Annotated in this window: 18 protein-coding genes, 2 pseudogenes and 1 riboswitch; of the genes and pseudogenes, 16 read left to right on the top strand and 4 right to left on the bottom strand. The window is 40.0% G+C overall.

Going from position 1 to position 25,722, the window contains the following annotated elements:
• Window positions 1-119 precede the first annotated feature (119 nt).
• From dptF to dptH, 3 genes are read left to right on the top strand one after another with little or no spacing between them, the layout of a single operon-like run.
• Window positions 120-2,408: a DNA phosphorothioation-dependent restriction protein DptF gene (gene dptF / locus ACXADE_RS11150; RefSeq protein ID WP_474980542.1), complete on the top strand. Its 2,289-nt coding sequence runs from the start codon at window positions 120-122 to the stop codon at window positions 2,406-2,408.
• Window position 2,409: 1 nt separating this feature from the next.
• The gene (dptG, locus tag ACXADE_RS11145; RefSeq protein WP_474980541.1) at window positions 2,410-3,831 is read left to right on the top strand and encodes a DNA phosphorothioation-dependent restriction protein DptG; all 1,422 of its coding nucleotides are present in this window, start codon (window positions 2,410-2,412) and stop codon (window positions 3,829-3,831) included.
• Window positions 3,812-7,771, top strand: a complete 3,960-nt coding sequence (dptH, locus tag ACXADE_RS11140) for a DNA phosphorothioation-dependent restriction protein DptH (protein ID WP_474980540.1) — start codon at window positions 3,812-3,814, stop codon at window positions 7,769-7,771. Before dptG ends, dptH begins: the two co-directional genes overlap by 20 nt.
• Before the next feature lie 235 nt (window positions 7,772-8,006).
• Here the strand turns inward: dptH and istB are convergent, their stop codons facing one another.
• Entirely contained in the window at window positions 8,007-8,768 is a 762-nt protein-coding gene (gene istB, locus ACXADE_RS11135) for an IS21-like element helper ATPase IstB (RefSeq protein WP_474980539.1), read from the bottom strand.
• A pseudogene (istA, locus tag ACXADE_RS11130) lies at window positions 8,765-9,997 on the bottom strand (IS21 family transposase). The gene istB and the pseudogene istA overlap by 4 nt, the downstream one beginning before the upstream one ends.
• 654 nt (window positions 9,998-10,651) lie before the next feature.
• Here istA and ACXADE_RS11125 point away from each other — a divergent pair.
• The 13 genes and pseudogenes from ACXADE_RS11125 to ACXADE_RS11065 all read left to right on the top strand — a co-directional run bounded on the left by ACXADE_RS11125 (window position 10,652) and on the right by ACXADE_RS11065 (window position 22,673).
• Window positions 10,652-11,077: a DUF262 domain-containing protein gene (locus tag ACXADE_RS11125; RefSeq protein WP_474980538.1), complete on the top strand. Its 426-nt coding sequence runs from the start codon at window positions 10,652-10,654 to the stop codon at window positions 11,075-11,077.
• Between the two features lie 665 nt (window positions 11,078-11,742).
• On the top strand, window positions 11,743-12,480 hold the full coding sequence (locus tag ACXADE_RS11120; RefSeq protein WP_474980537.1) for an HNH endonuclease family protein: 738 nt from the start codon (window positions 11,743-11,745) through the stop codon (window positions 12,478-12,480).
• A gap of 222 nt (window positions 12,481-12,702) precedes the next feature.
• A pseudogene (locus tag ACXADE_RS11115) lies at window positions 12,703-12,940 on the top strand (thiaminase II/PqqC family protein); the annotation flags it as partial.
• Between the two features lie 203 nt (window positions 12,941-13,143).
• Entirely contained in the window at window positions 13,144-13,353 is a 210-nt protein-coding gene (locus tag ACXADE_RS11110; RefSeq protein WP_474980536.1) for a hypothetical protein, read from the top strand.
• A gap of 798 nt (window positions 13,354-14,151) precedes the next feature.
• The gene (locus ACXADE_RS11105) at window positions 14,152-15,486 is read left to right on the top strand and encodes a D-serine ammonia-lyase (RefSeq protein WP_474980535.1); all 1,335 of its coding nucleotides are present in this window, start codon (window positions 14,152-14,154) and stop codon (window positions 15,484-15,486) included.
• A 70-nt stretch (window positions 15,487-15,556) separates the two neighbouring features.
• Complete coding sequence (locus ACXADE_RS11100) at window positions 15,557-16,624, top strand: PQQ-dependent sugar dehydrogenase (protein ID WP_474980534.1); 1,068 nt, start codon at window positions 15,557-15,559, stop codon at window positions 16,622-16,624.
• A 190-nt stretch (window positions 16,625-16,814) separates the two neighbouring features.
• Window positions 16,815-16,923: riboswitch (TPP riboswitch) on the top strand.
• A gap of 156 nt (window positions 16,924-17,079) precedes the next feature.
• A complete protein-coding gene (tenA, locus tag ACXADE_RS11095; RefSeq protein ID WP_474980533.1) occupies window positions 17,080-17,778 on the top strand; it encodes a thiaminase II in 699 nt (232 codons plus the stop codon).
• A 3-nt stretch (window positions 17,779-17,781) separates the two neighbouring features.
• On the top strand, window positions 17,782-18,396 hold the full coding sequence (locus tag ACXADE_RS11090; protein ID WP_474980532.1) for a thiamine phosphate synthase: 615 nt from the start codon (window positions 17,782-17,784) through the stop codon (window positions 18,394-18,396).
• The gene (gene thiO / locus ACXADE_RS11085) at window positions 18,393-19,520 is read left to right on the top strand and encodes a glycine oxidase ThiO (protein WP_474980531.1); all 1,128 of its coding nucleotides are present in this window, start codon (window positions 18,393-18,395) and stop codon (window positions 19,518-19,520) included. The genes ACXADE_RS11090 and thiO overlap by 4 nt, the downstream gene beginning before the upstream one ends.
• A complete protein-coding gene (thiS, locus tag ACXADE_RS11080; RefSeq protein WP_474980530.1) occupies window positions 19,517-19,720 on the top strand; it encodes a sulfur carrier protein ThiS in 204 nt (67 codons plus the stop codon). Before thiO ends, thiS begins: the two co-directional genes overlap by 4 nt.
• 1 nt (window position 19,721) lies before the next feature.
• On the top strand, window positions 19,722-20,489 hold the full coding sequence (locus tag ACXADE_RS11075) for a thiazole synthase (RefSeq protein WP_474980529.1): 768 nt from the start codon (window positions 19,722-19,724) through the stop codon (window positions 20,487-20,489).
• Window positions 20,486-21,505: a thiazole biosynthesis adenylyltransferase ThiF gene (locus ACXADE_RS11070; protein ID WP_474980528.1), complete on the top strand. Its 1,020-nt coding sequence runs from the start codon at window positions 20,486-20,488 to the stop codon at window positions 21,503-21,505. The genes ACXADE_RS11075 and ACXADE_RS11070 overlap by 4 nt, the downstream gene beginning before the upstream one ends.
• A 175-nt stretch (window positions 21,506-21,680) precedes the next feature.
• Entirely contained in the window at window positions 21,681-22,673 is a 993-nt protein-coding gene (locus tag ACXADE_RS11065; protein WP_474980527.1) for an Ltp family lipoprotein, read from the top strand.
• 66 nt (window positions 22,674-22,739) lie between these two features.
• On the opposite strand, the gene ACXADE_RS11060 is transcribed toward ACXADE_RS11065, so the two are convergent.
• The gene (locus tag ACXADE_RS11060) at window positions 22,740-23,867 is read right to left on the bottom strand and encodes a toxic anion resistance protein (protein ID WP_474980526.1); all 1,128 of its coding nucleotides are present in this window, start codon (window positions 23,865-23,867) and stop codon (window positions 22,740-22,742) included.
• Between the two features lie 45 nt (window positions 23,868-23,912).
• Window positions 23,913-24,764, bottom strand: a complete 852-nt coding sequence (locus ACXADE_RS11055; RefSeq protein WP_474980525.1) for a hypothetical protein — start codon at window positions 24,762-24,764, stop codon at window positions 23,913-23,915.
• Window positions 24,765-25,722: the final 958 nt, after the last annotated feature.

Here is a 25,722-nt window from a genome sequence, read left to right as displayed (position 1 = left end):
TTGGACAATCTCTCAATCATTTCACATCAACTTTTGTTGGGAATTTGCTTAAATTACTTGAGTCATCTATGTTAAAATTAGATTACAAATTTGTAACTAAGTACGGAGGTTTCTTAAGAATGTCGGAAGATATGTTTTGTAGTTTTATAGAAAAGTATCAATCCTCGCTATATAATTTAGCACAAAAAGTAGATGAATTAGTTTATATAGATGCAACTTCTGCGGTTATTCAAGGAAGGAAATTTGCCGAAAACCTGCTAAAGGTTATATATAAGGAAGAAAAAAAGAACAGCACCCAAAATTTCTCTCCAACTCTTTACGAAATGATCAGAGAACTATATAACGATGGCGTACTAGATAAAAGATTGCAAGAAAAATTTGATTTTTTAAGATTTCAAGGAAACAAAGCTGCCCACGATGATAAAGAACATTCTCAAATTATAGCTTTGAAAGTACACAAACAAGTGTTTCAATTGGCAGGATGGTACGCAGAGGTCTATGGATCGCCTGATTTTGAGACACCAGAATATAAAGAACCAAAACCAGCAACAAATGTCGATGAAGGTTATATCCAAGATTTAATTAAACAACACATCCAACAATTTACGAATAAAAACACTTCTGCTACTGAAACGCAAACTTCTACTAACGATACGGAGACTTTCCATATAGAACAAGATTTAGAAAAGGGTGAAAGCTATTTAATTCGTGAGTTAAGTAGATTGAAAGCCTCATCTCAGGAAGCACTTGAAAATGTAGGTAACTTTTCAAAGTTCAAGGACTATCTGCATGTGGAACGAAATATACAGCGTAATTTAGAGAAGGAATTAGAAGCTTCTCAGGATAAAAGAAAAAAACTGATTTTGCTTTCCGGAAGTGTAGGAGATGGAAAATCTCATTTACTATCCTATTTGAAGGAAAAGAAACCGCAGTTAATTCAGGACATTACGATTATTAATGATGCAACGGAGAGTGACTCTCCTGAAAAAAATAGTTTAGATACATTAAAAGAAAAATTACGGCCCTTTAGTGATCAAGAGTATCAAATGGGGAACGAACAAATTATTTTAGCGATCAACTTAGGGGTTATAAATAATTTTATTAATTACTCTCATGAGGATTTAACTTTCAATAAGTTCAAAGCGTTTATTGAAGAAAGTAAACTTTTTACAGAGGAAATCACAGAAGTTTATAAAGATGATTCTTTTGCTATTATTAATTTCTCAGATTATCAACCATTCCAATTAAGTGAAAGTAAAGTATTTTCCAATTATTTTAGTGAAATCTTACAAAAGATCACTCGGAAAGACACTGTAAATCCATTTTATCAAGCCTATCAATTAGATATACAAAATGACACTTATACTGTCGTTCATTTAAATTACGAGTTACTCTCGAATGAAAATACAAGCAAACTGCTAAATAAACTGCTTTGTTATTTGATTTTAGAAGACAAGATGGTGATCTCAACAAGAACCTTCTTCAATTTCATATCAGACATTCTAATTCCTACAGAGACAAGTATCGAAGAAATTAAAATTCAAAATATGACGGAGTTTGAAAGAATCGACTATTCATTGCCATCTCTTTTATTTGATCGTAAGGGAAGAAGTGAAGTCGTTGACAGAATTCAAAAATACGACCCTATTCATGAACGTTCACACTCTATAGACGAGATAATAAACACGATTTACAGCTCTCAAGATTTTAATAAGGCCATTGAACGGTATATAAAAGAGAAGAGTTATAAAAAAATATTGAATCCATTTGTAGATTTATTAATGGAAAAGGAGAACTCACTCGAAGATGAGTCCTTTCAATCTATTAGTAAATTGTTTATTCGAGCAGCATTTTTTACGGATCCCTTATTACAAGAAGAAGTCGAAAAAACATCAATGAGAAAATATGTCCGTTATTTATATGGATACAATCGGATGTCCAACAAAATTGTCAAAGAAATTTATACAAGTGTTTGGGAAGCAATATTATCCTGGAGAGGTTCTCCTAAAAGAGGTTATGTATATATTAATAGTATGTCTGAGAACTATCGTCTTGCTCAGAAAATTGATTTTATACCTTCTCCTCTTGGAAAAAAACCAAATGCATTAGAGGTACTAGAAACTTTTGATACAACAATAAATTTAGCTTTTACAGATCAATCCAAATCAGAAATCATCCACTTTGAAATTGATTATGCGCTTTTTGAACTTCTAGATAAAGTGATTAAAGGGTATCGACCTAACAAAAAAGACTATGAAGATGGACTATCATTTGTGACATTTATGAATCAACTAATATCAATCTCTAAGAATGCAGATTTGCTAATTCACTATCATGGTGAAAATGAGTTGTTTAGCTTAGGAAAGGATTTCTTAGGAGCATTTGCATTTGAGAAGGTGGAAAAATAAGATGAGTACTGTTTTTTATTTCGAGGATATTCATAAGATACTTTCAAAAAAACAGACGAAGAATGGTTTATCGCATGACACTGGAAATGTGAAAGATGCATTTCCTTTTACTTCATCTAAATTAACAAGAGTTTTTAATGAAAGCATTAATGAAATTATTGGTGAGTTAGTGAGAATAACTAATAACTTCAAAGAACCTACGTTCACTGATGAGAGTGATTTTACGTATTCTGACTACCCCTTGATTAACAATGTTGTGGACAATGTAGAATTTAGAGATGATGAAAACCATGAAGTATTAGCTGGTTTTTTAGAAGATTTCCTATTTAAAAATAACTCAGAGTTAAAGCCGTTACATTTATACCTCTTTAATTATATAACGCTACTTGAAGAAAAGAAGGGGGATAAAAAGGAGAAAGAGAAGTATTCACGATTTATTTATGATCTTTTATTCGACAACAATGAGCAAATATCCTCTCTGTTTTCTTCAAAAGAGACAAATAATTTGCTGACAGAATTAATTATATCTTCTTTACCAGAGCTCGAGAGTAAAGGCCATAACCAACAATATAAAGAACCAAAATATTCAAATACTCTCCCCTTGTTAAAGGAATTGTTTATTGAGGACTTTCTATACCTTAGTAAACAAAAAGATTATTTTATTAAACATTTCTTTAATATCGTCCATTTTTACACCTTTCAATATGTATTACAGTTTCTTAGGAAGTCTCAAAAGTTTGGTAATGAAGCTTTGCAAAAAATGGATTCCTTTTATTTTACCTTTGATTGGGAAACCGGAATCGGAGCGTATAGACAAGCTGTTGAAGACTATAGGATGATTAAAAATAATGCTCACAATTTATTTGTGCATATCCATTGCCTGTCACATTTAAGCCAATCGAAAGAAGAGCGAAGCGATTTAAAAACTTATAAAGCGATTATTGAAACTCTTCAGGAATTATCAAGCAGTGAGCAGCTTGAAGAAAAACGAAAGCTAATTGATTGGATAAAAGAATATTCAAATCTAGCGGGCCAAGAAGTACCTAATACGATGAATGAGCACTCAACTTTTTCTGATCTATTTAAAGCTCTTTTCTCACAACTTCAAGAGGGTATGAGTAAAGAGGTGTGTTTTAAGTACGGGAAAAACATCGATAATTTAGGGAAAAGTAAATTTTTAAAGGCTAGAGGTAAGCATGGATATATTTTATCCCTTAAACAAGATGATTTTCTTATGCTAAGCGCTGTAGCTGTTAAAAATGAAAAGATCTCATTGAAGGAATTCTTTAAGGAGTTAGAAAGAAGAGGGATTGCTTTCGATCAGTACAGTAAAAAAGAAGCCATACAGCTTCTTGAGCAACAGAATTATATTGAAAAGAAGAGTGATAGTGGTGATGCACAATATGTCAAACCTATTTTTTAAATTTATTTCAAATTTAATATATGAATACTTCTCACAATCTAAACCTTCTCCAGGGGAGAGATACTATTTAATTTTAAATAACAATGAGGATGTTGAGGAATTTACTACTTCATTAAATGAATCGTTAAATCCTGCTTCATTTTCATATCGTTTAGAAAATGGTGAAGATTTTATAACAAGGCAATTTTGTTATGATCAAGGCGCAGACTTAGTAGTAGCCAATACAAGTAAAAACATTACCAATGATTTTCTTGTAACATTAAGGAATCGTGTGGGGGACCAAGTTGACGAGTGGAATGGGAAAGCGCTTCTAAGTATTATTTCTGATGACTTAGATTCAATCAGTGGCGGAAGTATATCCCTTCAGAGCGAGGGAATGCCTCTGCATCCCAAAGAATTATCTTTGAGTATCCGAAAAAAAATTCAAGAGGAAGTTCAATCTTCTACTGACCGCATTATATTAAATAACTATTTAAGTCAAATAGATCACGATCGTTTAATGCAATTTACTACTTTTTATGATTACAAAGAAGTGATAGAGATTCTTCATAAAGGCCACCTTTCTAGTGATGACTTTAAAAACCTAGGGATGTTTAAGGATGAACAATTGGATACCTATAAGGGGTCAAATCTTGAGGAGAGATTACAAAAAAACAAAGAACTCTATTCAAAATTAGAGAAGTTAAATGAACTAAATCAGGATGACAGTGAGTATGAAAAGTTATTTTTGGATAAAGACATTTCTGCATTAAAAAAAGATGACTGGAGAGAATTGGATTTTAAACTAGTTTTTCAATCTAACAAAAAACGGTCGGAAACTAATAAAAGAACGAAGGTAGAGTTTGATAAAGTAAGAATTCCTTCCAATGTTCGTTGTGAATATTTTATACGACCATTAGGTGATAAAGGCGCAGCGAAAAGAAAATTTCAAATGTTGGTTTATACTGATGAACCTGAAATACTAAGTTTCTCCATAAATATCAATGTAAGTAATAGTGAAAAAGATAGTTTACAGCAAGAGTTTTTAAGACATTATGGCAGTGGAGAAGTGAAAGTTAGAAAAAGGACCATCGATGTTACGTTGGATAAAAGTGACCTAGAGGCTAGTTTTCAACGTCTCGTTTATAAACATGATAACAAAGCTTCCTTAGGTTCAGAATTTAATATTTGCATCTTGCCTTTCAGAGAAAAGATCTTTTCGGAGTATCACACATCTTTTGAAATCAACTATAAAGATAGGCTGATAAAACTACCATTTGATAGTAACGAAATCACATTAGGGGTAGAGCCTAAGATTCCACAAAGAATTTCTGAGGAGCAAGATATCCTTGAGGTTGAAGACCCAGAAGGGGCAGCCTATGAAGTACCTGAAGAAGTTATTGATAGGGAAGAAAGAGTGTTGTACACGGTTCTATATAAGAATGTTAAAACACTTTTGGAGTTGGCAGGTGAAAAACCTGAAACAACACCTATTAAAGCAAACCGTCTTGCAAAATTAAAAAGAGAAACTCAAGCAAGCTTCACTTTGAAGGGGAGTAAAATTACAAGTACACAGGGCCACGAGTATTATATTTATTCTGAATACAAGAAGTACATCAATATAGAATATGAATGGCTCTCAGAACTTTCATATTCAGGCTCTTATAACGCTGGCCAATTTTTTAGAAATGATGACATTAAATTGCCACTCGAATTAAAAGATGCCTATAATCGTTTTGTAAATAGTTTCCTGAAAAAAGCACCCTCTCTTACACATTGGGATGAAAAAATACAAACTAGGGCTAAAGAGTACGTAAAAGCCTATATAAACGCGGTGACCGAGTTTGGAAATGATCATCCCGGGGGGAATAAGTGTAGAAATATTTTCAAGTTAGGTCTCATTTACAATTCAACTGGGGATGAGCTTTGGGTCACTCCTTTCCACCCACTAAATGTTGCTTTTGAATTAAGGAAACTAAATAAATTATCTGATGAAGACATTGAAATTGGAATACTAGATCGATTAAAGCCAGATGGGTTACTCCCATTTCTGAGAGACGATGATGACCAAGTGTATAATCCCGACTCTCAGCAGTATATCCCAGGATGGATGGTCTATAAAAAAGTTGACACAGCAAATGTCGTAGATGCTGATCTTTATTTAGATAAAGTAGTCAAGGATAAACTGAATCAATTTGAAGAGCATTTTTCATATTTGTTTTTGAATCACTCTAATGCACCAATTAAAGTCAATGTAATTAATATTCTCAACGATTACCAAGTGATTAGAGGGCTTATCAAATGGTATTTAGAAAAGAAGGACAAGCACTCTGTTATTAAAATGCCAAAAATTGTTGTGAATGTTTATAGAGAGAGCAAGGACGATAGTTTTTGCGAACAATTTACGGAAATGGCGAGTGTTGCGGATTTTGAGCAGACATTCGACTTGAAATTAAAAACAAAGGATCAAAATGAATCCCCAGAAGACTTACTTTCAGAACTACATCGAAACATTGAATTTTTCGTAACTTCTCCTACAGGGACTTTTGATTATGCTCATATCTCTTTTTACAAGATGGAAGCTCAAAAACAGTTTGCCTCCCAACCTATGGCCAATCTTGAAAGTGGAGTATCTATGGATGGATTGTATAATACAATCCCATCAAAGAAATTTGAAGAAGACTACCGAAGCGGCTTTGGGATTAATGACTATTCGATTGAGAAAGATGATCTGCTACTACAAACTGCCTATTATTCTAATGAGCTTGCTGCAAACATGGTTAATCATGCAAGCAATACCTATATGAAGGGCGAAGGCATAGTGGCTCTTACAACATTAGATGATCTTAATGTGATCAATAACGTACTCGATTCTTCTAATTGGGTCACGTTTGTAGACCCTGGAGTAGAATTGGATTTCTTTGAAAGCACAATAGACAACTTATTGGTGATCCATTACAATGACCAATATTCTTCATCCAGTCGTTATGATGCAGTTACAGTAACAAGCCGTTCTAACCAATACTATGAAGTTATAAAAGAATTTTTTGATTCTTTGCTGCTTTCCACTGACCAAAACCCTAAAACTGTGGAAAGAACAATTTCTGCATTTAACACAATAAATGGAGAATGGCTTTTAAAGATTTTAGGTACACGAGGTTATTATACCGAGGAAAAATTAAGTATTATTGCCGCCATAAAAGCTTCATTAGCCTACTTTAACCATAATAAAATTACTTGGGTACCTATTTCCTTGGAGGAAGTCTTAAGGGTTGCCGGTGCTGTGAATTTAAGTAAATCTACGGGTATTTTCACCGCAAAAAACTTAGGTGTGACTGGAAAGCATAGTGATGATGTTCTATTAATAGGACTTGAAGAAAACGAAGGGTTAAAGGTTCACCTTTATCCAATAGAAGTTAAGATAGGTAATAATGAGAGTAACGTTATTAATAAAGCTAAAGAACAAGTAGCGAAAACCAGCAATTTATTGGAAGCGCAAACGATTGAAAAAGATCAACCTTTCATGAAAGAATTTTATCGTAATTTCTTTGTACAACTATTTACGTCCAATTCAAAGAGAATTTGTCAAACAGGCTTTTTCAAGTCAAAGGATTATCACTTATCCAATACTACAATGGAAGCACTAAAAAAAGGGCAATATGAATTTGTAGATTATTTAAATCGCTATATAGGAAAAGGAGCAATATTCTCTTATAAAAAGAGTGTGTACATGCGTTCTAATGAACTTGTTGATGATGTTTTACTCATTGAAATGCCTAAAGAGGAGGATCTAAAACCTTGTATAATAAATGAAGTTTCAGAGTTGGAAACGTGGTTAACAAACGAGAACAGTGATTTTAATCCTGAGACTATTTTAAAGTATTGTTATCAACCTGATGGTGTTGTAAACCCACATACTACTTCTACTAAAGAGAAAATTATGAAGTTGTTAAATGATTAATATAAAAGGTTAAAAGGATTTCGACCTGCTCGCTCAGCTAGAGGGACGTTCCTTGTCCATCATCGTTCAGAAGGTCTCCACATCCATAGGCCCCACCATAGAAGTAAGTATTCAGTTAGAATTGTTTAATTTAAAAATACTTGACGATTAAATGTAAGTGGTAATGTACTGTTTTTAACTGGTGTCAACAACGGTTTAAAATTCCCTGTTTTCAACGGAAACAAATTCCCTATTATCAGCGGATTTTGGCTGGCTGTATGCCAGCCTTTTTCTTTTCCCTCAAACGATAAGAGTCTCCTTTAATATTAAAGGTCGTGGAATGATGGATTAGACGATCCAGTATGGCCGTTGCTAAAACTTCATCTCCAAAGATCTTACCCCATTCAACGTACGATTTATTTGAAGTGATAATCATCGCTCCATGTTCGTATCTTCTTGATATGATTTGGAAAAGTGCGCGCGCGCTTAGCTCATCGAAACTGAAGTAACCTAATTCATCAATAATTAGTAATTCTGGTCGACTATATCTTTTAATAATCCGTTGGATTAACCCTTGTTTCTCTGCCTTTTGACACTCAGCTATAAAATCATTGGCTGTGATAAAAAGTGCTTGGTGTCCATTCGTGATAGCTTCAAAAGCCATGGAAATGGCTAAATGTGTTTTCCCTACTCCTGGTGGTCCTAGAAGTAGGATGTTATCTCCATTATGGATGTATCTACCCGATAAGACTTCTTTCACTCTTCGTTCGTCAATACTAGGTTGAAAACTGAAGTCGAAGTCATGAATACTCTTGATGTAAGGAAGCTTCGCTTTCTTTAGACGCTTATCTAAAGCTGCCTTTTCCTTTTGTTCAATTTCCTGGGATAATAGCGTGATTAAGAAGTCCGAATATGGTACATTATTTTTAGATGCGTCTTCAAGCAGACCATCTATTTGATCGGCGGTGTAATGCCAACCGATTTCTTCTAAGCGTTCAACTAAAAGGTCTGTGGTCATGATTGATCACCTCCTTCTAGTTGCTCATAAATTTGAAGGGAACGTTGTTCTACTTCAATATCAGGGGACTGTAAACGGCTGTGGGTCGGCAAACCATCAGTAGTCGTTTGCAGTCCTTTATAATGTTCAAGATTTATATGATCTCTTACCTTTCCAGTCATAATAGGGTGTTTAGCTACACATTCATAATGGTCATAAATTTCTAAATGATGATCTAATGTTTCTTTTATCTTCAATTCTTGTCCAACGTACCGAAAGGGTACTGAATACCTCTTACCGAGATAAGAAACAAAGCAATCCTTACTCACTTTTCTAATTTCCCAATGATGAATAGGGAATAATGGTTTCGTATTTGAAGTCATTAAATGTTTTTGTTCATGCTGGAAACGAGTATGAGGTGATTCGAGCGTTGTCTAATGAACCTTACGGTTTGCTACTTGATCTAACCACACTCTTACATCTTCATTTAATGCTTTTAACGTAGGTTCATGCTTGCGTTGCAGAAAGTTCTTCTTTAAGTATCCAACAACATTTTCTACTTTTCCCTTTGTTTGTGGTCGGTGTGGTTTACATGCCTTTGGAACAATTCCATAGTAAGCTAAAAATTCTTCAAACTTCCGATTGAATCTTATTTCGACTGGGCTATGCCTGATAACAGCAGTTTTCATATTGTCATATAAAATTTGCTCAGGGACTCCATTGAAATAAGCGAAAGCGTTCATATGGCACTTCATTAACGTTTCTAAATCCATACTGTCTGTAAACTCTACATATTTAAGCCGCGAATAACTTAGTAAAATCACAAAAGCATAAATATCCTTAATTTCACCATCAACGGTGAACCTACCAATGTGTCCCCAATCCATTTGAGCTTGTTTACCAGGAGGAGTCTCGTACCTTATGGTAGCTTGCTTTTTAGGTCGAACCCTATATGGCCGAATGAAATCCCGAAGGATTGTCATTTTGCCCTCGTACCCCATAGATGTAATCTCATCTAATAATACGGTGCAGTTCGTTGTACCTTCCTTCATGCGTTTCTCTAAGTAATCTTTGAAGGGATCTAGCTTACTACCTTTACTAGGTACTTTTTTCATCCTTGGTAATTCTTCAGATTTTATGTACTTCCTAATAGTTTTTGGATCAAAGCCAGTCTCGTTAGAGATAGCTGTGATTGACCATCCTTTTTTAAATAATTCTCTAATCATTATGAATTCCCCAATCTTGATCATCACTTCTACACTCCAAATCTTTATCTAGTATAGAAATGATTATCTGTTATTATTGGGGAATTTGAAACCGTCGTTATTAGGGATTTTAGCACCGTTGCTTACACTGGTATCCCTTTATCACAAAGTGGAAGAAACTCTGCTTCTATATCGGTCTATTAATAATGAGTGGGTATCGACATTCAGCATATAAGCGTCTTTCTATGGTAATTAATGAGGGTTTTCAGTCTTCGTATGTATGGGGATATAGAGGAAAAAGAGAGATATCTAATGGAAATAAATCCCTATTGTTCCAAAGGGGGATTTCCTTCTGTTAATTTAGCTGTTAAATTAATGAATATGATAATTTCCGTTTAGATTGGCTGTGCATTTTTATATTCGGTTGCCTCAATGTTTTCTGCAAAAATTGCGAATGTTATATGACCGAACGTAACGATAGGAGCAAGTTTATTTGAGTTAGGAACTCCACGCTTATCAACATAGACAGTGGGTGTTTTTTTTGGTATATGTCATGAATAAAGTGAAATTAGCTCTCTTTTGCTCATAATTTACTGAATTTACTAATTTAGAAGGAATAGATGCTTTATATATTGTAGTATGAAAGTCATTCACCTTTTTATAATTAGTAAATATATTCCCAGAAAGGGAAGTGCAAATATGAGTGGAACATTTAGAATTACAGACTTCTTTGATCCTCATGCAGTACGTGTAAGTGAATTCTTTGGTATAGGTGAGAATAGAAAATTATTTCTTCCTGATCACCAAAGGAATTACGCATGGGAAGAAGCTGAACTTGAAGACTTATGGGTGGATTTTAAGAATGTAGTTAAAGATACTTTAGATGAAAATAATGATTATGTCGAGCGTCCAAACCTTAGACCATATTTTTTAGGGCGCATTGTACTAACTAATAAAGACCGAGATTATGAAATTATAGATGGTCAGCAAAGAATTACAACAATCACAATTTTTTCGAGGGCCTTTGTAGATATTGCGCATCGAATTACAGATGTGCACAGAAAAGTAAGTTTAATTAATGCTTTAAGTCGTATTTATTCATATATTCATATGGAGATGGATTAAGTGGATTTGAACCATACCTTCATCTCGATAGTGAGATTGATCCTTTTTTTAATACTATCTATTTCATTGCAATTCTAGATTAGAAAGAGAACAATATTACTCAAGCAACCCTCCTACTAGAAGGCCTGCAAGACTAATAAGTAATGCTTATGTTTATTTATCAAATCAACTACAAAAGGAATTTCCTGAGAAGATGGAACAAGATGATCTTGTTAATAAACTTACTGGATTTGCGACCGTTCTAAATAGATATATGTCTTTCTTGAAGATAATTGTAGAGGATAGAGGAATGGCCTATGTGATTTTTGGTTCTCTAAATAAAAGGGGAAAGGATCTATCAGGGTCTGGACTTAATAAAGAATGAGTTGTTTAAAAGAGAAAGTTACGAGGATAGAAGGTCACAAATAAAGGTTAAATAGGATAGCATAATAAATACTATTGAAAATGAAAACTTAACTGAGTACATAAGATTTCAATATGCTTCAGTAAATGGAAGTGTTAAACCAATAGATTTATTTAAAACAATTACAGATTATATATCTGCAGAAGGTTCAGTGGCCCCACTGGAGTACCTTACTCAATAAGAAAGCGAAGCTGAATGGTATGAGAGAATCAACTTTATTGGAACACAATTTTGGAGTAATGAAATATCAGAGAAACTGCAAGTGTTTAAAAAGATAGACATTACATACTATAATCCTTTACTACTTACAGGGGCTATAAGATATGGCGAAGGTGATCATTATTCATTTGAAAGGTTGCTAGATTCTCTAATAACATTTTGTTTCCGTTATTTTACTATTGGAAATAGAACTGTAGCTGACCTCGAAAAAGAAATTGGTTTAATGTCTAAATATCTACTTAACCCGGTACCTCTAGAGGATATTAGTGAAAATGATGAGGAAGTAAAGACGATTCAAAATTTGCAAGATGTGATTGACTATATGTGTCGACTTACTCCGGATTTAACTTTTGTTAATAATTTTGAATTATTTTCTACCAGAAATAATACTCTCAGATTTTATATCTTAAATGAACTTGAAAAGCAAAAAAGGAGCGGGATAAGGCCATTAAACCATGGACCTAATCAGCATATTGAACATATAATGCCAAAAAGGCCATCTAAAGCACAAAATAGAATGCATGAATGGAGTAGTGTTCGTAATTCTGAGGATTATAACGACTTTAAGTATAGGGTTGGAAATTTATTGATTCTAGAGAGAAAATTGAACCAAAGAGCGAAAAATTATGATTTTAGTACAAAAAAAGAGGTTTACAAGGAATCAGGTTTATACTATCCATCAAAAATTATTAAATTAGATGAATGGGATTTCGAGTCTATCGAGAAGAGACAAAAACAAATGTCTCAAGATTCATTACAAGTATGGAACTATTCGGAGTAATATGTCTGGTTTTGAAAAATTCAATAAAGCTATGGGTACCCTCCCATTGCATATGAAAATTTTATTATATGAGGGGAAGCATGTCTGCATAAAATGTTTCATCATTTGTGTATTATTGACCCCAGTTGCAATTTGCTCAAAGTTACCAGTCATTAATTTATAGTTCCTAGGATTTTTTTTGCCAATTATATTTAAAATGGCTCCTCATGCTCAAGGATAGGAGAGATGGAGCTTCATGAGAACTTTTCCAAACAGCTTGGGATCACCGAGGAGGGGCATAACCAGTTCACTTCTTCTCTGACGGATTATACATACGCGTCCCATAAGCACCGTGGCGCCTATCATGGGGATTTTTGGAGAAATCATCGCCACAATTCTTCCGTGCTATTGGCTTGATTATGAAGTCGGGGAGCACTTGGAAGATTATCAGCCGGAAGAACCGATTTATCAGGAAATGATCGGATGAGGTCCCTGATCCCACCGCGAGATTTGGGGGTGCGCTGACAATAGCGGAGGTCAGGTCCTTTAGGTAGATGATAGTCTTCTTACTTACATAGATAAAAATAATGATAGAATGTGAACCCTCGTCATAATGTTAGAATAAGTACCGAATATAAAAAATGTTCAGAAATATATAAATGAAAAATAAGGGAGAAGAGTCTGATGGACAACATTCGTAGTATTTTTACTAAAAACAATTTCAATCTTACAAAGAAAACAAGTAAAGCAGATGAATTTCAAAATAAAGACACCAGTGAAGTGATATACCTGGTACCGAATAAAGAAATTAATATTATTTTAAATCCAAACATCGTAGAGAAAAAAGCGATTTTGAGAAGTAATAGGAAACTACATAGTACAGATTTTACATAATTTTCCAAATAACAGAATAAGGGAGCTAATCTCATTCAGTACGGTTATTCAATTAAGTTTAAAACGGAGGATGAGTTGGATTCATTTTTGGATAGTTTTTAATAGGATATAAATGAGGTTGTCTGCCCCACTGCGCTAAAGTAGTAACTTGATGGGGACAGGCACTTTTTTTATAACTCTTGTAATGTTATGTAAAAGAGGAGAAGAGTTGGGATTGCTAGAGCTACTTCTAAGGGAGCTTCCACTGTTACATCATATTGCCTGTCCTAAAACTTTCACTTCAACTCTTCACCTGACTAATGAGAAAAGTCGCGAGTAGGAATACCTTCAAATGCAAATGGCATGTGACATATATATTGTGAATAAAGGATTTGAGGTGAGACAAATGTTTCTGAATGAGGGAGGCCCTTTCTTGTTTCTCGGTTTATCTATTGCTTGTGCGCTTATCGTAGCTATGATTCATACAACACTACCAGTGGAAGAAGATGGAGAAGAAGAAAGAAAAGATACACATTAACTAAAGAAAACGATGCACCACGCTAAAAGTTTCGTTCTAGCTATAAAGTTGCTGGCCATATTAGTTTGCTTGCTGGAAATTACAGGATTTTTTCCATACATAGTCGGCGGAGAAGTCAGACAATTGTTGGGGTTCGTATGAACATTAGGAATTGGAGAAGATATAGTACCCGCTCTTTTGACCCAGTTATAATTTAATTTCATGAACAGCATTTAATAGTTAAGCATGTTAAATATTCTCTATATGTTACCTTGATTATAAATGAACTAAAGGAGGATTTTATGAGTCCTGAAAGTACTTATAGGAGCAAAGAAGAATTGTTTGAGCAGTTAAAAAACAAGAAAGAAACGTTTTGGTCGAATGAATCACTTAAACCTTATTACACGGTGGAAAAAGATCTGCCTATCCCCACTGAAGACATTCACGAAGCAGAAATTCTCCTTCAAAGGTTTGCTCCATATTTAGCTAAAGTATTTCCAGAAACCAACAACATGAACGGAATCATTGAATCTCCCATTCGCGGCCTCCCTTCTATGAAACAGAAATTGGAAAAGCGATTTCACCAATCTATTCCTGGCCATTTGTATGTAAAGTGCGATCATGATCTTCCGATAGCTGGGTCCATAAAAGCGCGTGGAGGTATTTATGAAGTATTAAAATACGCGGAAGGGCTGGCGATAAAACATGGAAAGCTTACAAAAGATGACGACTATTCTAAATTAGCCAATCCTGAATTTAAACAATTTTATTCCAACTTTTCAATAGCTGTAGGATCCACAGGTAATCTGGCTCTAAGTATAGGCATAATGAGTGCTGCTTTAGGTTTTCAGGTAACGGTTCATATGTCCTTGGACGCGAAAGAATGGAAGAAAGAGTTACTCAGGGATAAAGGTGTAGTGGTGGTGGAGCATGATGAGGATTTTTCTTTTGCCGTAAACGAAGGACGGAGACAATGCCAGGAGCAAAAGAACTGTTATTTTATAGATGACGAAAATTCCAAGGATTTATTTTTAGGCTATGCCGTGGCTGCTTTGAGCCTTAATGAGCAATTAAAACAGGAGAATATTACGGTTGATGCGGACAACCCCCTGGTGGTTTATTTACCTTGCGGGGTAGGCGGAGGCCCTGCGGGGATCACTTATGGACTGAAGTATGTTTTCGGGGATCATGTGCACTGTTATTTTGCAGAGCCGACCAACTCTCCTTGCATGATGCTTGGTTTAGCTACAGGAAAACATGAGAACATTTCTGTTCAGGATATCGGGCTTGATAATAAGACGGAAGCGGATGGATTAGCTGTTGGACGACCATCAGCTTTGGCTGGCCGGCTGGTAAAAAATATGGTGAACGGCATATATACGATCAACGATGAAAACTTGTACAAGCTATTAGCCCTTTTGCATGATTCAGAAGGTATTTCTCTCGAGCCATCGGCACTTGCAGGCATGTACGGGCCTGCTTCCATTGATATTCAACAACAGTTAGAACACATGTATGGCTCAAGTTTGAGTCAGGCTACCCATCTGGTTTGGGCAACAGGGGGCAGTTTGGTTCCAGATGATATTATGGAAGGTTTTGTTTCCAAAGGAACATCACTTTTACGTCAGAAGGAATAGAGAATCTCACCAGTGCGCTCCTCGTGATTTATTGCTTCCAAGAAGATTGAAAAAGGAGGAATATTTAAAGTTGAAAAAACTCTTAGCGTTATCAATTACGGCCTTCTTTTTAATAACAGGTTGCTCTGATAATTCGGATGGTAATAAACAGGAAGAATCGCCACGACCTGCTGAAGGTTTAGAAGTTATAGCAGATAATCTGAAAGTCCCATGGTCCATCGAAAAAATGGAAGACACTTTTTATTTAACAGAAAGATCAGGGAACATTGTCAAAGTAGAAGATGGTGAAGTAGAGAGGCAGAGCGTAGAGCTTGAAGAAGAGGTATCCACAGCTTCCGAGGCAGGGTTGCTTGGCTTTGTTCTTTCTCCTGACTTTTCCGAATCGAACCTTGCCTATGCCTATTACACCTATGAAGATGGTGAAGAACAATTGAATCGGATCGTAACGCTTCGGTTGGAAGATCGTGGATGGAGAGAAGAGGATCTGCTTCTTGATGGAATCCCCAGCGGTACGTACCATCATGGAGGAAGACTTAAAATCGGTCCTGATGAAAAACTCTACGCTACGGCTGGGGATGCTTCTGATCCTGAAATAGCCCAAGACCTGGATTCATTAGGTGGGAAAATTTTAAGAATGAACGTAGATGGAACGATCCCGGATGATAATCCATTTGAGGATTCCTATGTTTATAGCCTTGGACACCGTAACCCTCAAGGGATGACTTGGTTATCGGATGGTACGATGTATGCAAGTGAACATGGGGATCATGCAAACGATGAGATTAATTTGATTGAAGCGGGTCAAAATTACGGTTGGCCGGTCATCGAAGGCTCTGAAGAACAAGAGGGAATGGTTTCGCCTCTATTCACTTCTGGTGATAACTCCACCTGGGCACCATCTGGAATGGACAATTATGAAGGAAAACTTTATGTTGCAGCATTAAGAGGGTCTGCCGTGTTAGAATTTAATCTCGAAACAGGTGAATATCGTGAAGTGATCACTGGTCTTGGAAGGATTCGGGATGTACAGATTGAGGATAACAATCTTTATTTCATTAGTAATAATACAGATGGTCGTGGAAATCCACAGGAGAATGATGACAAGCTGTATAGAATTTCACTTTCAGGTCTGGATTAACTACCGTATAGTAACCTTTCAAAATCGGTCCATACAATAGAGCGCTTCAGTCACGAAGCGCTCTTTACCATCTTTTCTATGAAAGGTTAGATACTCAAAAACGTTACATCGATAGTTTCATAGTTATCGAGGAATGTTTTGACATTGATCTAGAACATGTTACGATATCATTGAAATCAAAAAATCATAGACGATCCACTAGGGGTGCCTTCTCATAAGGCTGAGATTAAAGTGTAGCTTTAAGACTCTTGGAACCTGATCTGGTTGAGACCAGCGTAGGGAAGTGGCGGTTAGCGTGTATCTTAAGCTACATATCAATATTACACCTGAAACCCCTTTCTTTACGTCCATAAAGAAAGGGGTTTTTTTAATGGCTGGAAATAGAGGCAGAGAGTGTGTGCGTCTTATTTCTTGTTTCCTTGCCCGTGGATCGTCGGGAAAAGGAGAGAATGATCATGAAATTTTCACAGGAGATTCGTAAAGCGGTGGATCCGATTTGGGAAGCGAGTTTCAACCATCCGTTCGTCAAAGGGATCGGAGACGGGACGTTATCCCTCGACCAGTTCCACTACTACGTGCTTCAGGATTCGTATTATCTATCCCATTTTTCGAGAGTGCAGGCGATGGGGGCAGCTAAATCCGAAGACATGAAGACGATGGCCAGTATGGCTTCTCATGCTCAAGGGACGTATGAAGCGGAGATGGAGCTTCATGAGAACTTTTCTGAAAGACTTGGGATCACAGACGAGGAACGGAAGCAGTTCACGCCTTCTCCAACGGCGTATGCGTACGCCTCCCATATGTACCGCGGCGCCTACCACGGGGACTTGGGAGAGATCATCGCTACGATTCTTCCATGCTACTGGCTTTATTATGAAGTTGGGGAGCACTTGAAAGATCATCAGCCGGAGGAACCGATTTATCAGGAGTGGATTGTCACCTATGGCGGAGATTGGTTTCGGACGCTTGTAGAAGAGCAGATCGATCGGTTGGATGATCTCGCGGAAATGAAATCGGAAGCGGACCGTGAGCGGATGAAGGAGTTGTTCGTGATCAGCAGTCAGTATGAATACATGTTTTGGGAGATGGCTTATGTCATGGAAGAATGGCCGTTTGATATGAGAGCTTCTATTGTGGCAGGCCAGGGCGAATAAACCGTGAGACCTTCCATTCACTTGATTTCAACAGGAAGGCAGTCGTTTGCTGAGCTGACGGAGAAGGTGACGGTGGTCCAGCAGGAGGTCGATTTTCTCCACATTCGGGAAAAGCACCGCTCCGCTGCGGAAGTTTTCACTGGCGTTCAGCAGTTGACGGATGCCGGATTTCCGTTGGATCGCATCATCATCAATGACCGGGTGGATGTAGCCAAGGCTTCAAAAAGTGCCTGGGTTCAGTTGACTGGTCATAGCCTGCCTGTATCGGAAGTGAAGCACCATTTTCCAGCATTGAAAGTCGGAAAATCCGTTCATTCTTTACCAGAGGCCATGGAGGCAGACGAAGAAGGCGCGGATTTCCTTCTTTATGGGAATCTCTATCCTACTTCGTCAAAGCCGGGAAAAGCAGGGGAAGGGTTGGAGTCGCTCCGTGAAATCATTCGGCATGTGAAAGGTCCGGTCATCGGCATCGGCGGGATCACCCCCGAGCGGGCCGGTGATGTCATTCGTACGGGAGCTCGGGGCATCGCCGTGATGTCAGGCATATTGCAGGCGGAGGACCCTGTGAAAACGGTACGAGCTTATCGAAAAGAAATCGATGGAGGGAGGATGTTATGAATACGCATTATGAAACGATCGTTGTCGGTGCTGGCGTGATCGGCAGCAGCATTGCCTATCATTTGGCCAAGCGCGGGCGCCGTGTGCTTCTTCTCGATCGCGGGACGGTCGCCGGCAAAGCTTCTTCAGCGGCCGCTGGCATGCTTGGGGCTCAGTCGGAATGGAAAGACGGGAACGATTCGTTGGATTCCTTTGCTACAGCAAGCAGAAAGATGTTCCCGGAGCTTTCTGAAGAATTAAAAGCGTATAGCGGTATGGATATTGGCTACCAGCAGAACGGCATTTATAAAGTGGCTCTCAACGACGAGGAAAAAGAAGAGCTGATCGCGTTTGGGGAAGTTCAAAGAAGGCGCGGGGAAGAAGCGGTATGGATGGAGCCTGAAGAATGGCAAAGGGAAGAGCCGGCGGTGTCTTCCCAGCTGAGTGGCGCGTTGCTTCTTCCGCATGACGGTCAAGTGTCCGCCCCCGATTTATCGAAGGCTCTTGCTTTGTCAGCGGTCGAACGAGGGGCAGAACTTTTCGAGTACACCGATGTTCACAGCTTGATCAAAAAGGGAGAGCAGGTCACAGGCGTGAGAACAACCCGCGGGGACATGAACGCTGATCATGTCGTCGTCGCCTGCGGGGCCTGGAGTGAGGATCTGCTTGGAGATGAGGCATCCGGGATGGAGATGTATCCGGTTAAAGGGGAATGCTTTTCCGTGAAAACGAAGCGCCGGCTCATTCAAGGGACGCTCTTTTCCAAAGGGTGTTACATCGTTCCGAAAGCAGGAGGTCGTCTGGTGGTCGGAGCGACCGAAAAGCCTGGCACCTTTGATGAAACGGTAACCTTGGGCGGGTTACTTCCCTTGTTGAAAGAGGCGGTCCAGCTCGTGCCTGAAATCGCTTTGGCGGAATGGGAGACAGCGTGGAGCGGTCTGCGCCCTCAAACAGCAGCGGGGATGCCTTATTTGGGACCGCACCCGGAATTTCCCGGACTTTTTATCGCGGCCGGCCATTACCGCAATGGCATTTTATTGTCACCGATTACAGGGAAAGTGATGGCAGACCTGATCGAAGGCCATCCCGTTCCTGGAGAATGGCTGACCACTGGAAATCGAACACGTAAAGGAGTGAACCTATGAAACTGCGAATCAATGGGGAATGGCTGGCCGTTCCGGAAACGGTCGCTACGATCGGAGAGCTTCTGGTTCATTTTCAAATCGATCAAAGAGTAGTGATCGTTGAACAGAACGACAACATCCTCGAGAAAGAATCACGAGCCGGTTGTGAGATCCAGGATGGAGATACGATAGAAATTGTACAATTTGTAGGAGGCGGATAAGATGTTGAAGATCGGTACCCAGGCATTTCACTCTCGTTTACTGTTAGGGACAGGGAAGTATCCGAATTTTGATATACAAAAACAGGCCGTGGAGGTATCCGAAACGGATATTCTGACCTTTACCGTCAGGCGGATGAATATATTCGAACCGAGTCAGCCGAATTTTCTGGAACAGCTGGATGTCGAGAAATATACGCTCCTTCCGAATACGGCAGGGGCGAAAACGGCAGAAGAAGCGGTCAGGCATGCGAAACTTGCGAGAGCTTCAGGGCTTTGCGACATGATCAAAGTCGAGGTGATCGGCTGTGACAAGACGTTGCTGCCGGACCCTGTGGAAACGCTGAAGGCAACAGAAGAACTGTTAAGAGAAGGGTTCACGGTCCTCCCTTATACGTCCGATGATGTCGTGCTTGCCCGCCGGCTGGAAGAGCTCGGGGCCCACGCGGTCATGCCGGGAGCATCTCCGATCGGTTCCGGGCAAGGAATCATCAACCCTGAGAATCTTCGGTTCATTATCGAGCAGGCACGCGTACCTGTGATTGTCGATGCCGGGATCGGATCACCGGCAGATGCTGCCAAGGCGATGGAGCTTGGCGCCGATGGTGTGTTATTGAATACCGCTGTCTCAGCGGCAGAAGACCCGGTGAAAATGGCCGGAGCGATGAAGCTGGCGATTGAAGCTGGACGCCTCGGGTATGAAGCAGGCAGAATTCCGAAGAAGCGCTATGCTACAGCAAGCAGCCCGGTGGAGGGAATGAGCCGGACATGAAGGAACGCTATTCCAGACAAACGCTTTTTACTCCCATTGGAGATGATGGCCAGAAGAAAATTAGAGCTAAGCATGTGCTGCTTCTCGGAGCAGGCGCTCTTGGGACAGGCAATGCTGAAGCACTCGTGCGGGCAGGCATCGGACGGTTAACGCTGATCGACCGCGACTATGTGGAGTGGAGCAATCTTCAAAGACAGCAATTGTACACGGAACGGGAGGCCGAAGAACGTCTACCGAAAGCAGTCGCTGCGAAACAACGCTTGTCTGACGTGAACCGGGAAGTACAAGTCGATGCCTACGTCATGGACGCGACTCCTGAAGAACTGGAGCCTTTGCTGAATGACGTCGATCTCATGATCGATGCGACTGATAACTTTGATGCGAGAATGATGATGAACGACCTTTCGCAAAAATATCAGATTCCGTGGATTTACGGGGCATGCGTGAGCAGTTATGGCATCAGCTATACCATCCTCCCAGGAGAGACTCCCTGTTTGAATTGTCTGCTTGACCAAGTACCTCGTGGCGGAGTGACCTGTGATACGGCTGGGATTATCAGTCCAGCGGTGCAGATGGTCGTCGCGTATCAGACGGTGGAGGCGATGAAAATACTCGTAGAAGATTGGCCGGCCGTCAGCCGGAAGCTCGTTTCTTTTGACCTGTGGCAGAATCAACATACATCCATCAACGTATCAAAGATGAAAAAGGAAAACTGCGCGTCATGTGGAGAGACGCCTTCTTATCCATTTTTAGCCTACAGTCATCAGATGAAAACAGCCGTTTTGTGCGGGCGTGATTCCGTCCAAATCCGTCCGCCCTTGAACAGGGAGTGGAACTTAGAAGAGGTCGCTGCTACGCTATCCAGGCAGGAGGGCGTTGTGGAGCAGAACCCATACCTCGTTTCCTTTGCAACGGAAGACAGGCGGATGGTTCTCTTTAAGGACGGGCGTGCGTTGATCCATGGGACGCAGGATGAGGCAGAAGCAAAGACGCTTTATCACCGGTACTTCGGCTGAGTGCCTTCAAATGTATAAAAGAGCGCTTCAATGATGAAGCGCTCTTTGTTTTGGTTCAGCTTATGAAATGGGGTCCCAATACAAACGTTCACATAACCCAAATGAAAAAGGAAAGTATCACTATATTATTAATATACTTGAAGGAGATGTGATAAAAAATCCGAGGAGGTTATCTGTGGACGCATTTTTACTGATTTTAATGTCAGCCGCCTTAGCCGGGATGATCGTCTTTTTTGTTTTTGCCTTTGTAAAAGGAAAGGATTACAGGAGCAGGAACTTTCTAAAAGCAGGAGGATGTCTGTATGCCCTTTTAGTCCTTGCTGCGATTTTTGGCTCTGAGGATGGAGCTTTACTTACTTTCCTGGGTATTTTAATGGTTACAGCTTTATTTGGGATGGTCGCCTTTTTCATTCTCGCCTTCGTGAAAGGGAAGGGGAACAGGCTGCATAACTTCCTGAAATCAGGGGGCTGTTTTGTCGCCTTGCTACTCTTTGCCATTATCGTGGGAACGATCAGTGAGGATGACACGGGTACGGACGAGGCGAAAGCTAATGCCTCCGTAGAGGAACAAGAAGCTGAAGCAACGGCAAAACAGAAAGAGGAAGATCAAGAGCGAGAGGCTAGGGAACAAGCAGAAAAAGAAAAGGAAGAACAGGAAGCGAAGGAACAAGCGCAGAAAGATGAGGAAGAACGAGAAGCACAAGAACAAGCACAGAAAGAACAAGAGGAACGGGAAGCTAAAGAACAAGCGCAAAAAGAACAGGAAGCCAAAGAGGCTGAGGAACAGAAGAAGAAAGAAGAAGAGGAGCGAAAGGCTGAAGAGGAAGCCGAACGGAAAGCAAAGGAAGAGGCAGAGCGTAAAGCCGAAGAAGACAGCGTAACCGGTTCTCAAAAACAGGCGGTTGCTATGGCTGAGCATTATATTAATTTCATGGCATTCTCTAAATCCGGTTTGATCGATCAATTGGAGTTTGAGGGATTCAGCACAGAAGACGCCACTTATGGTACAGAAAATATTTCGGTGGATTGGCAGGAACAGGCGGTGATCAAGGCGGAGGAATACCTTGATTTCATGGCGTTTTCAAGACAGGGCCTGATTGATCAATTGATTTTCGAAGGGTTTAGCAAAGAACATGCAGCATACGCAGCTAGTCAAGTGGGGTTGTGATGGGCTGGGGTAGGATAATGAGAGTCTGTACGTCACATGGAGATCACCACATAAAAAAGGAGCGCTTCAGTCACGAAGCGCTCTTTGTTTATAACTACCCGTCTGTGATAACTTCTTGCGGACATTTTCATTCAACGTATCCATCTCTTCAATGAACTGTTCACTCGAAGTGATGATCCGCTCCGATGATTCTTCTGTCGTTTTCAAGGCTTCAAACACGTTATCAAACGATTCTTGAAGGGCTTCCATACTGATGGCCGGGTTCTCCATCATTTCTGTCGTTTCTTCAGCATTCTGCTTCAGGTTTCTTGAGTTCGACAGCAGCATCTCTTCGGTCGCTTTATTGACGCCGTTCACCGTATCGATCACTTTCCGCTGATTATTCAAAGCGAGCTGGATCGAAGCGGAGACGGTGATGATGTTTTTGGTAAGGGTGACTGCATTGCGGATGGATTCTTTCAGCTTTTCGTTGTTTTTCTTGATGATATCGACAGATGCGATGCTTTGGTGCATGACGCTTTTCATTTGCGTCATGTTTCTCGTTCGTGTGATGATCTTCTCTTTTCCTTCGGTCAGGAGCGCCAGGTCGTATTCGCCTGTCGCTTCTTTTTCTTTCAGCAGTTCGAACAGCTTCTTGCCAAGGTAGATCTGCTTGTCCAGATCGTAAATACGTTTCCGGGCGTTCTCTTTGATAAGCTGCAGTTCGACGCTGTCTTCTTCGAGGCGGTCTTTCCCTGCCAGCAGGCTGCGGACGACGGTTTCAATCTTCGAGTCGACGGTTTCGTACTTTTTCATGTAGCGGTCGATCGGCTGTTTTTTGCTCAATTTATAGAAAAATCGCTGCACGCCGTTGCCTTCGGTCCGTTTCGGATCGAGGTCCGAGACGATCGTTTCGAGTTCTTTCAGTGTATCTGGGATGTCGTTGTTGCCTTTGCTCATCAGGTCATTGACCGGACGTTTGAGTGTTTCCATCGTCTCGCCGGCGGAGCGTTGTTCTTTTTCCCCGAGGTCGCCGAGTTCTTTCATCACTTCAGAAAGAGAGTCGTCCTTAGTTGCATCAAACCTCCCGGCATAGACTTCCGCCTCTTCGTTGAGGCGGTCGATGTCTTCTTTCTCGATGAGGGTCATGGCTTCTCGCAGGTCCTGGTGGTTCATTTCAGCTTCCTTGTCTTTCGGTAAAGAATGATGGGTCATGTTCATACCTCCTGTCTGCCATTGGTGCGGAATGGCAACGTTGTTTTACTTGCGGAGCAGGTAGTTCTCGTCTTCTTTATTATACTTCGAGGCGATGATGCCTTTGCTTCTCGCGTAATTCTGCGTGCGGGTTTCTTCTTCTTTCTGCTCGAGTCTTTCAATGAACTGGTCCAGGTCATGCATCGTTTCGAGCAGTTCATCTTTCCGGATTTCTTTATTTTCATCCGACAACTGCTGGAAGGATTCGATATAGCCGGGGACGTCCTTTTCCACCATCGTCTCAAGGGCGTACTGTTCTTCGATGTCGAGTTCTTCCATCCGCAGGAATTGGACCTCGGTACGCTTCATCAGAGACGTCCATTGCTTATGGAGATCCGGATGGTGTGCGAGATAAGGGAAGTCCCAGCTTTCGAAAATCTCTTGCTGAGAAGTTTCGAAGGTCAGTGCCTTCACGGACACTTCCATATGCTCGACATACGTATCGAGATGGGTGAAGAGGAGCTTCGAAAACGTTCGCAGCGTGTCACCGAGGCCTTTTCGTCTCGTAAACTCATCTTTCAAATACGTCGGGTAGAACACTTGTCCTTTTCCGAGTTCAAACCGGCCGATGAGTACTTGCGGCGGCTTCCCGTACATTTCAATCGTGCCCCGGAACGTAGAGGATTTAGGAAGGATGGCGGTGAAAAAGACGCCGTGCCAGTATCCATCCAGAATGTATCGCATGTCCATCTCGCCCAACTGCTTGATATCCAAATCGAAATAGACGGGGCGTTTCCCTTTGATGACCTGTTTCATATCCCTCATCGTCTGGAAATCGATGTAGCGCTGATATTCAGCGGTATGTGGCATGAATGTGCGTTCTAAGTTTTCAAGCGTAGAAGAGTAGAGGTTTTCCATGCTTCTTCAGCCCCTTTTTCATCTTTCCATTTCCCATGACAACTGATTTTATGACTACTTCAAGAATACCACAAAATGGGGGTGGAGACTAAGAAATGCCTACATAACCTCCCACTGCCGAGGAAGGGAATTCAGCTTTCATTTACTATGAACATACGTATAGAAAAGCCTTAAAGTTTCACGTTTCTCCATAACCCTCTTCAAAGTCTGTACGGAAGTTAGATAGGAATGGTTATCTTTAATAAGGGATTCGAACCATTCGATCGAAGGATTCTTGATGATGAAACAAAAGCATAAACCTAAACATTTTGTTAAGTTTTTTTAATATTTGAACTTTTGACCGATAAAAAATGATATGTTGGATATACAAGTTTTTTAAAAAAGGCTCTGTTAAAGTTCTGTGTTGATATTTGCATCAACGGATCGAAGTGACAATGAATGATAGGATGGTACAAAGGAATTTATTTCCAAGTGTCGAAACCTTTAGATGATCTCCTTTCACGATGTAACCATAGGGCAGGATTGTTGAAGACTCCGTTTCGAGACTTTTGTTGAGTGGATGGGGGGCTATGGGGAATAGCTCGCTTTCCGCGGAAGCGCGGTGAGCCTCCTCGGCCTACGTCCTGTGGGGTCTCACCAAGCACTCTCTTCCCGCAGGAGTCTCGCCATTCCCCTCCGCCCCTTTGCCATATAAGTGTCTCGAAACCACTACTTAAAAAATCAGCTTGTATGGGTAAGAGAAGGGAATGATATAATCTCTACCACATGAACGTTTAGCATACGCAAATGCTTGATACTACGCACGATCTGCCCGCCTATGGGAGAAGAATTGGAAACTTACGAATCCATACAGATGTTCGAACCTCAACCATTGAAGCTCACCCTTTTTAAAGTGGCTTCGAGACACTTATAAGGGAAAGGGGGCGGAGGGAAACGGTGAGACTCCTATGGGACGTGT

It is taken from the genome of Halobacillus sp. ABR2_026, from assembly GCF_056158545.1.
This window is presented reverse-complemented; position numbering and strand designations above follow the sequence as displayed.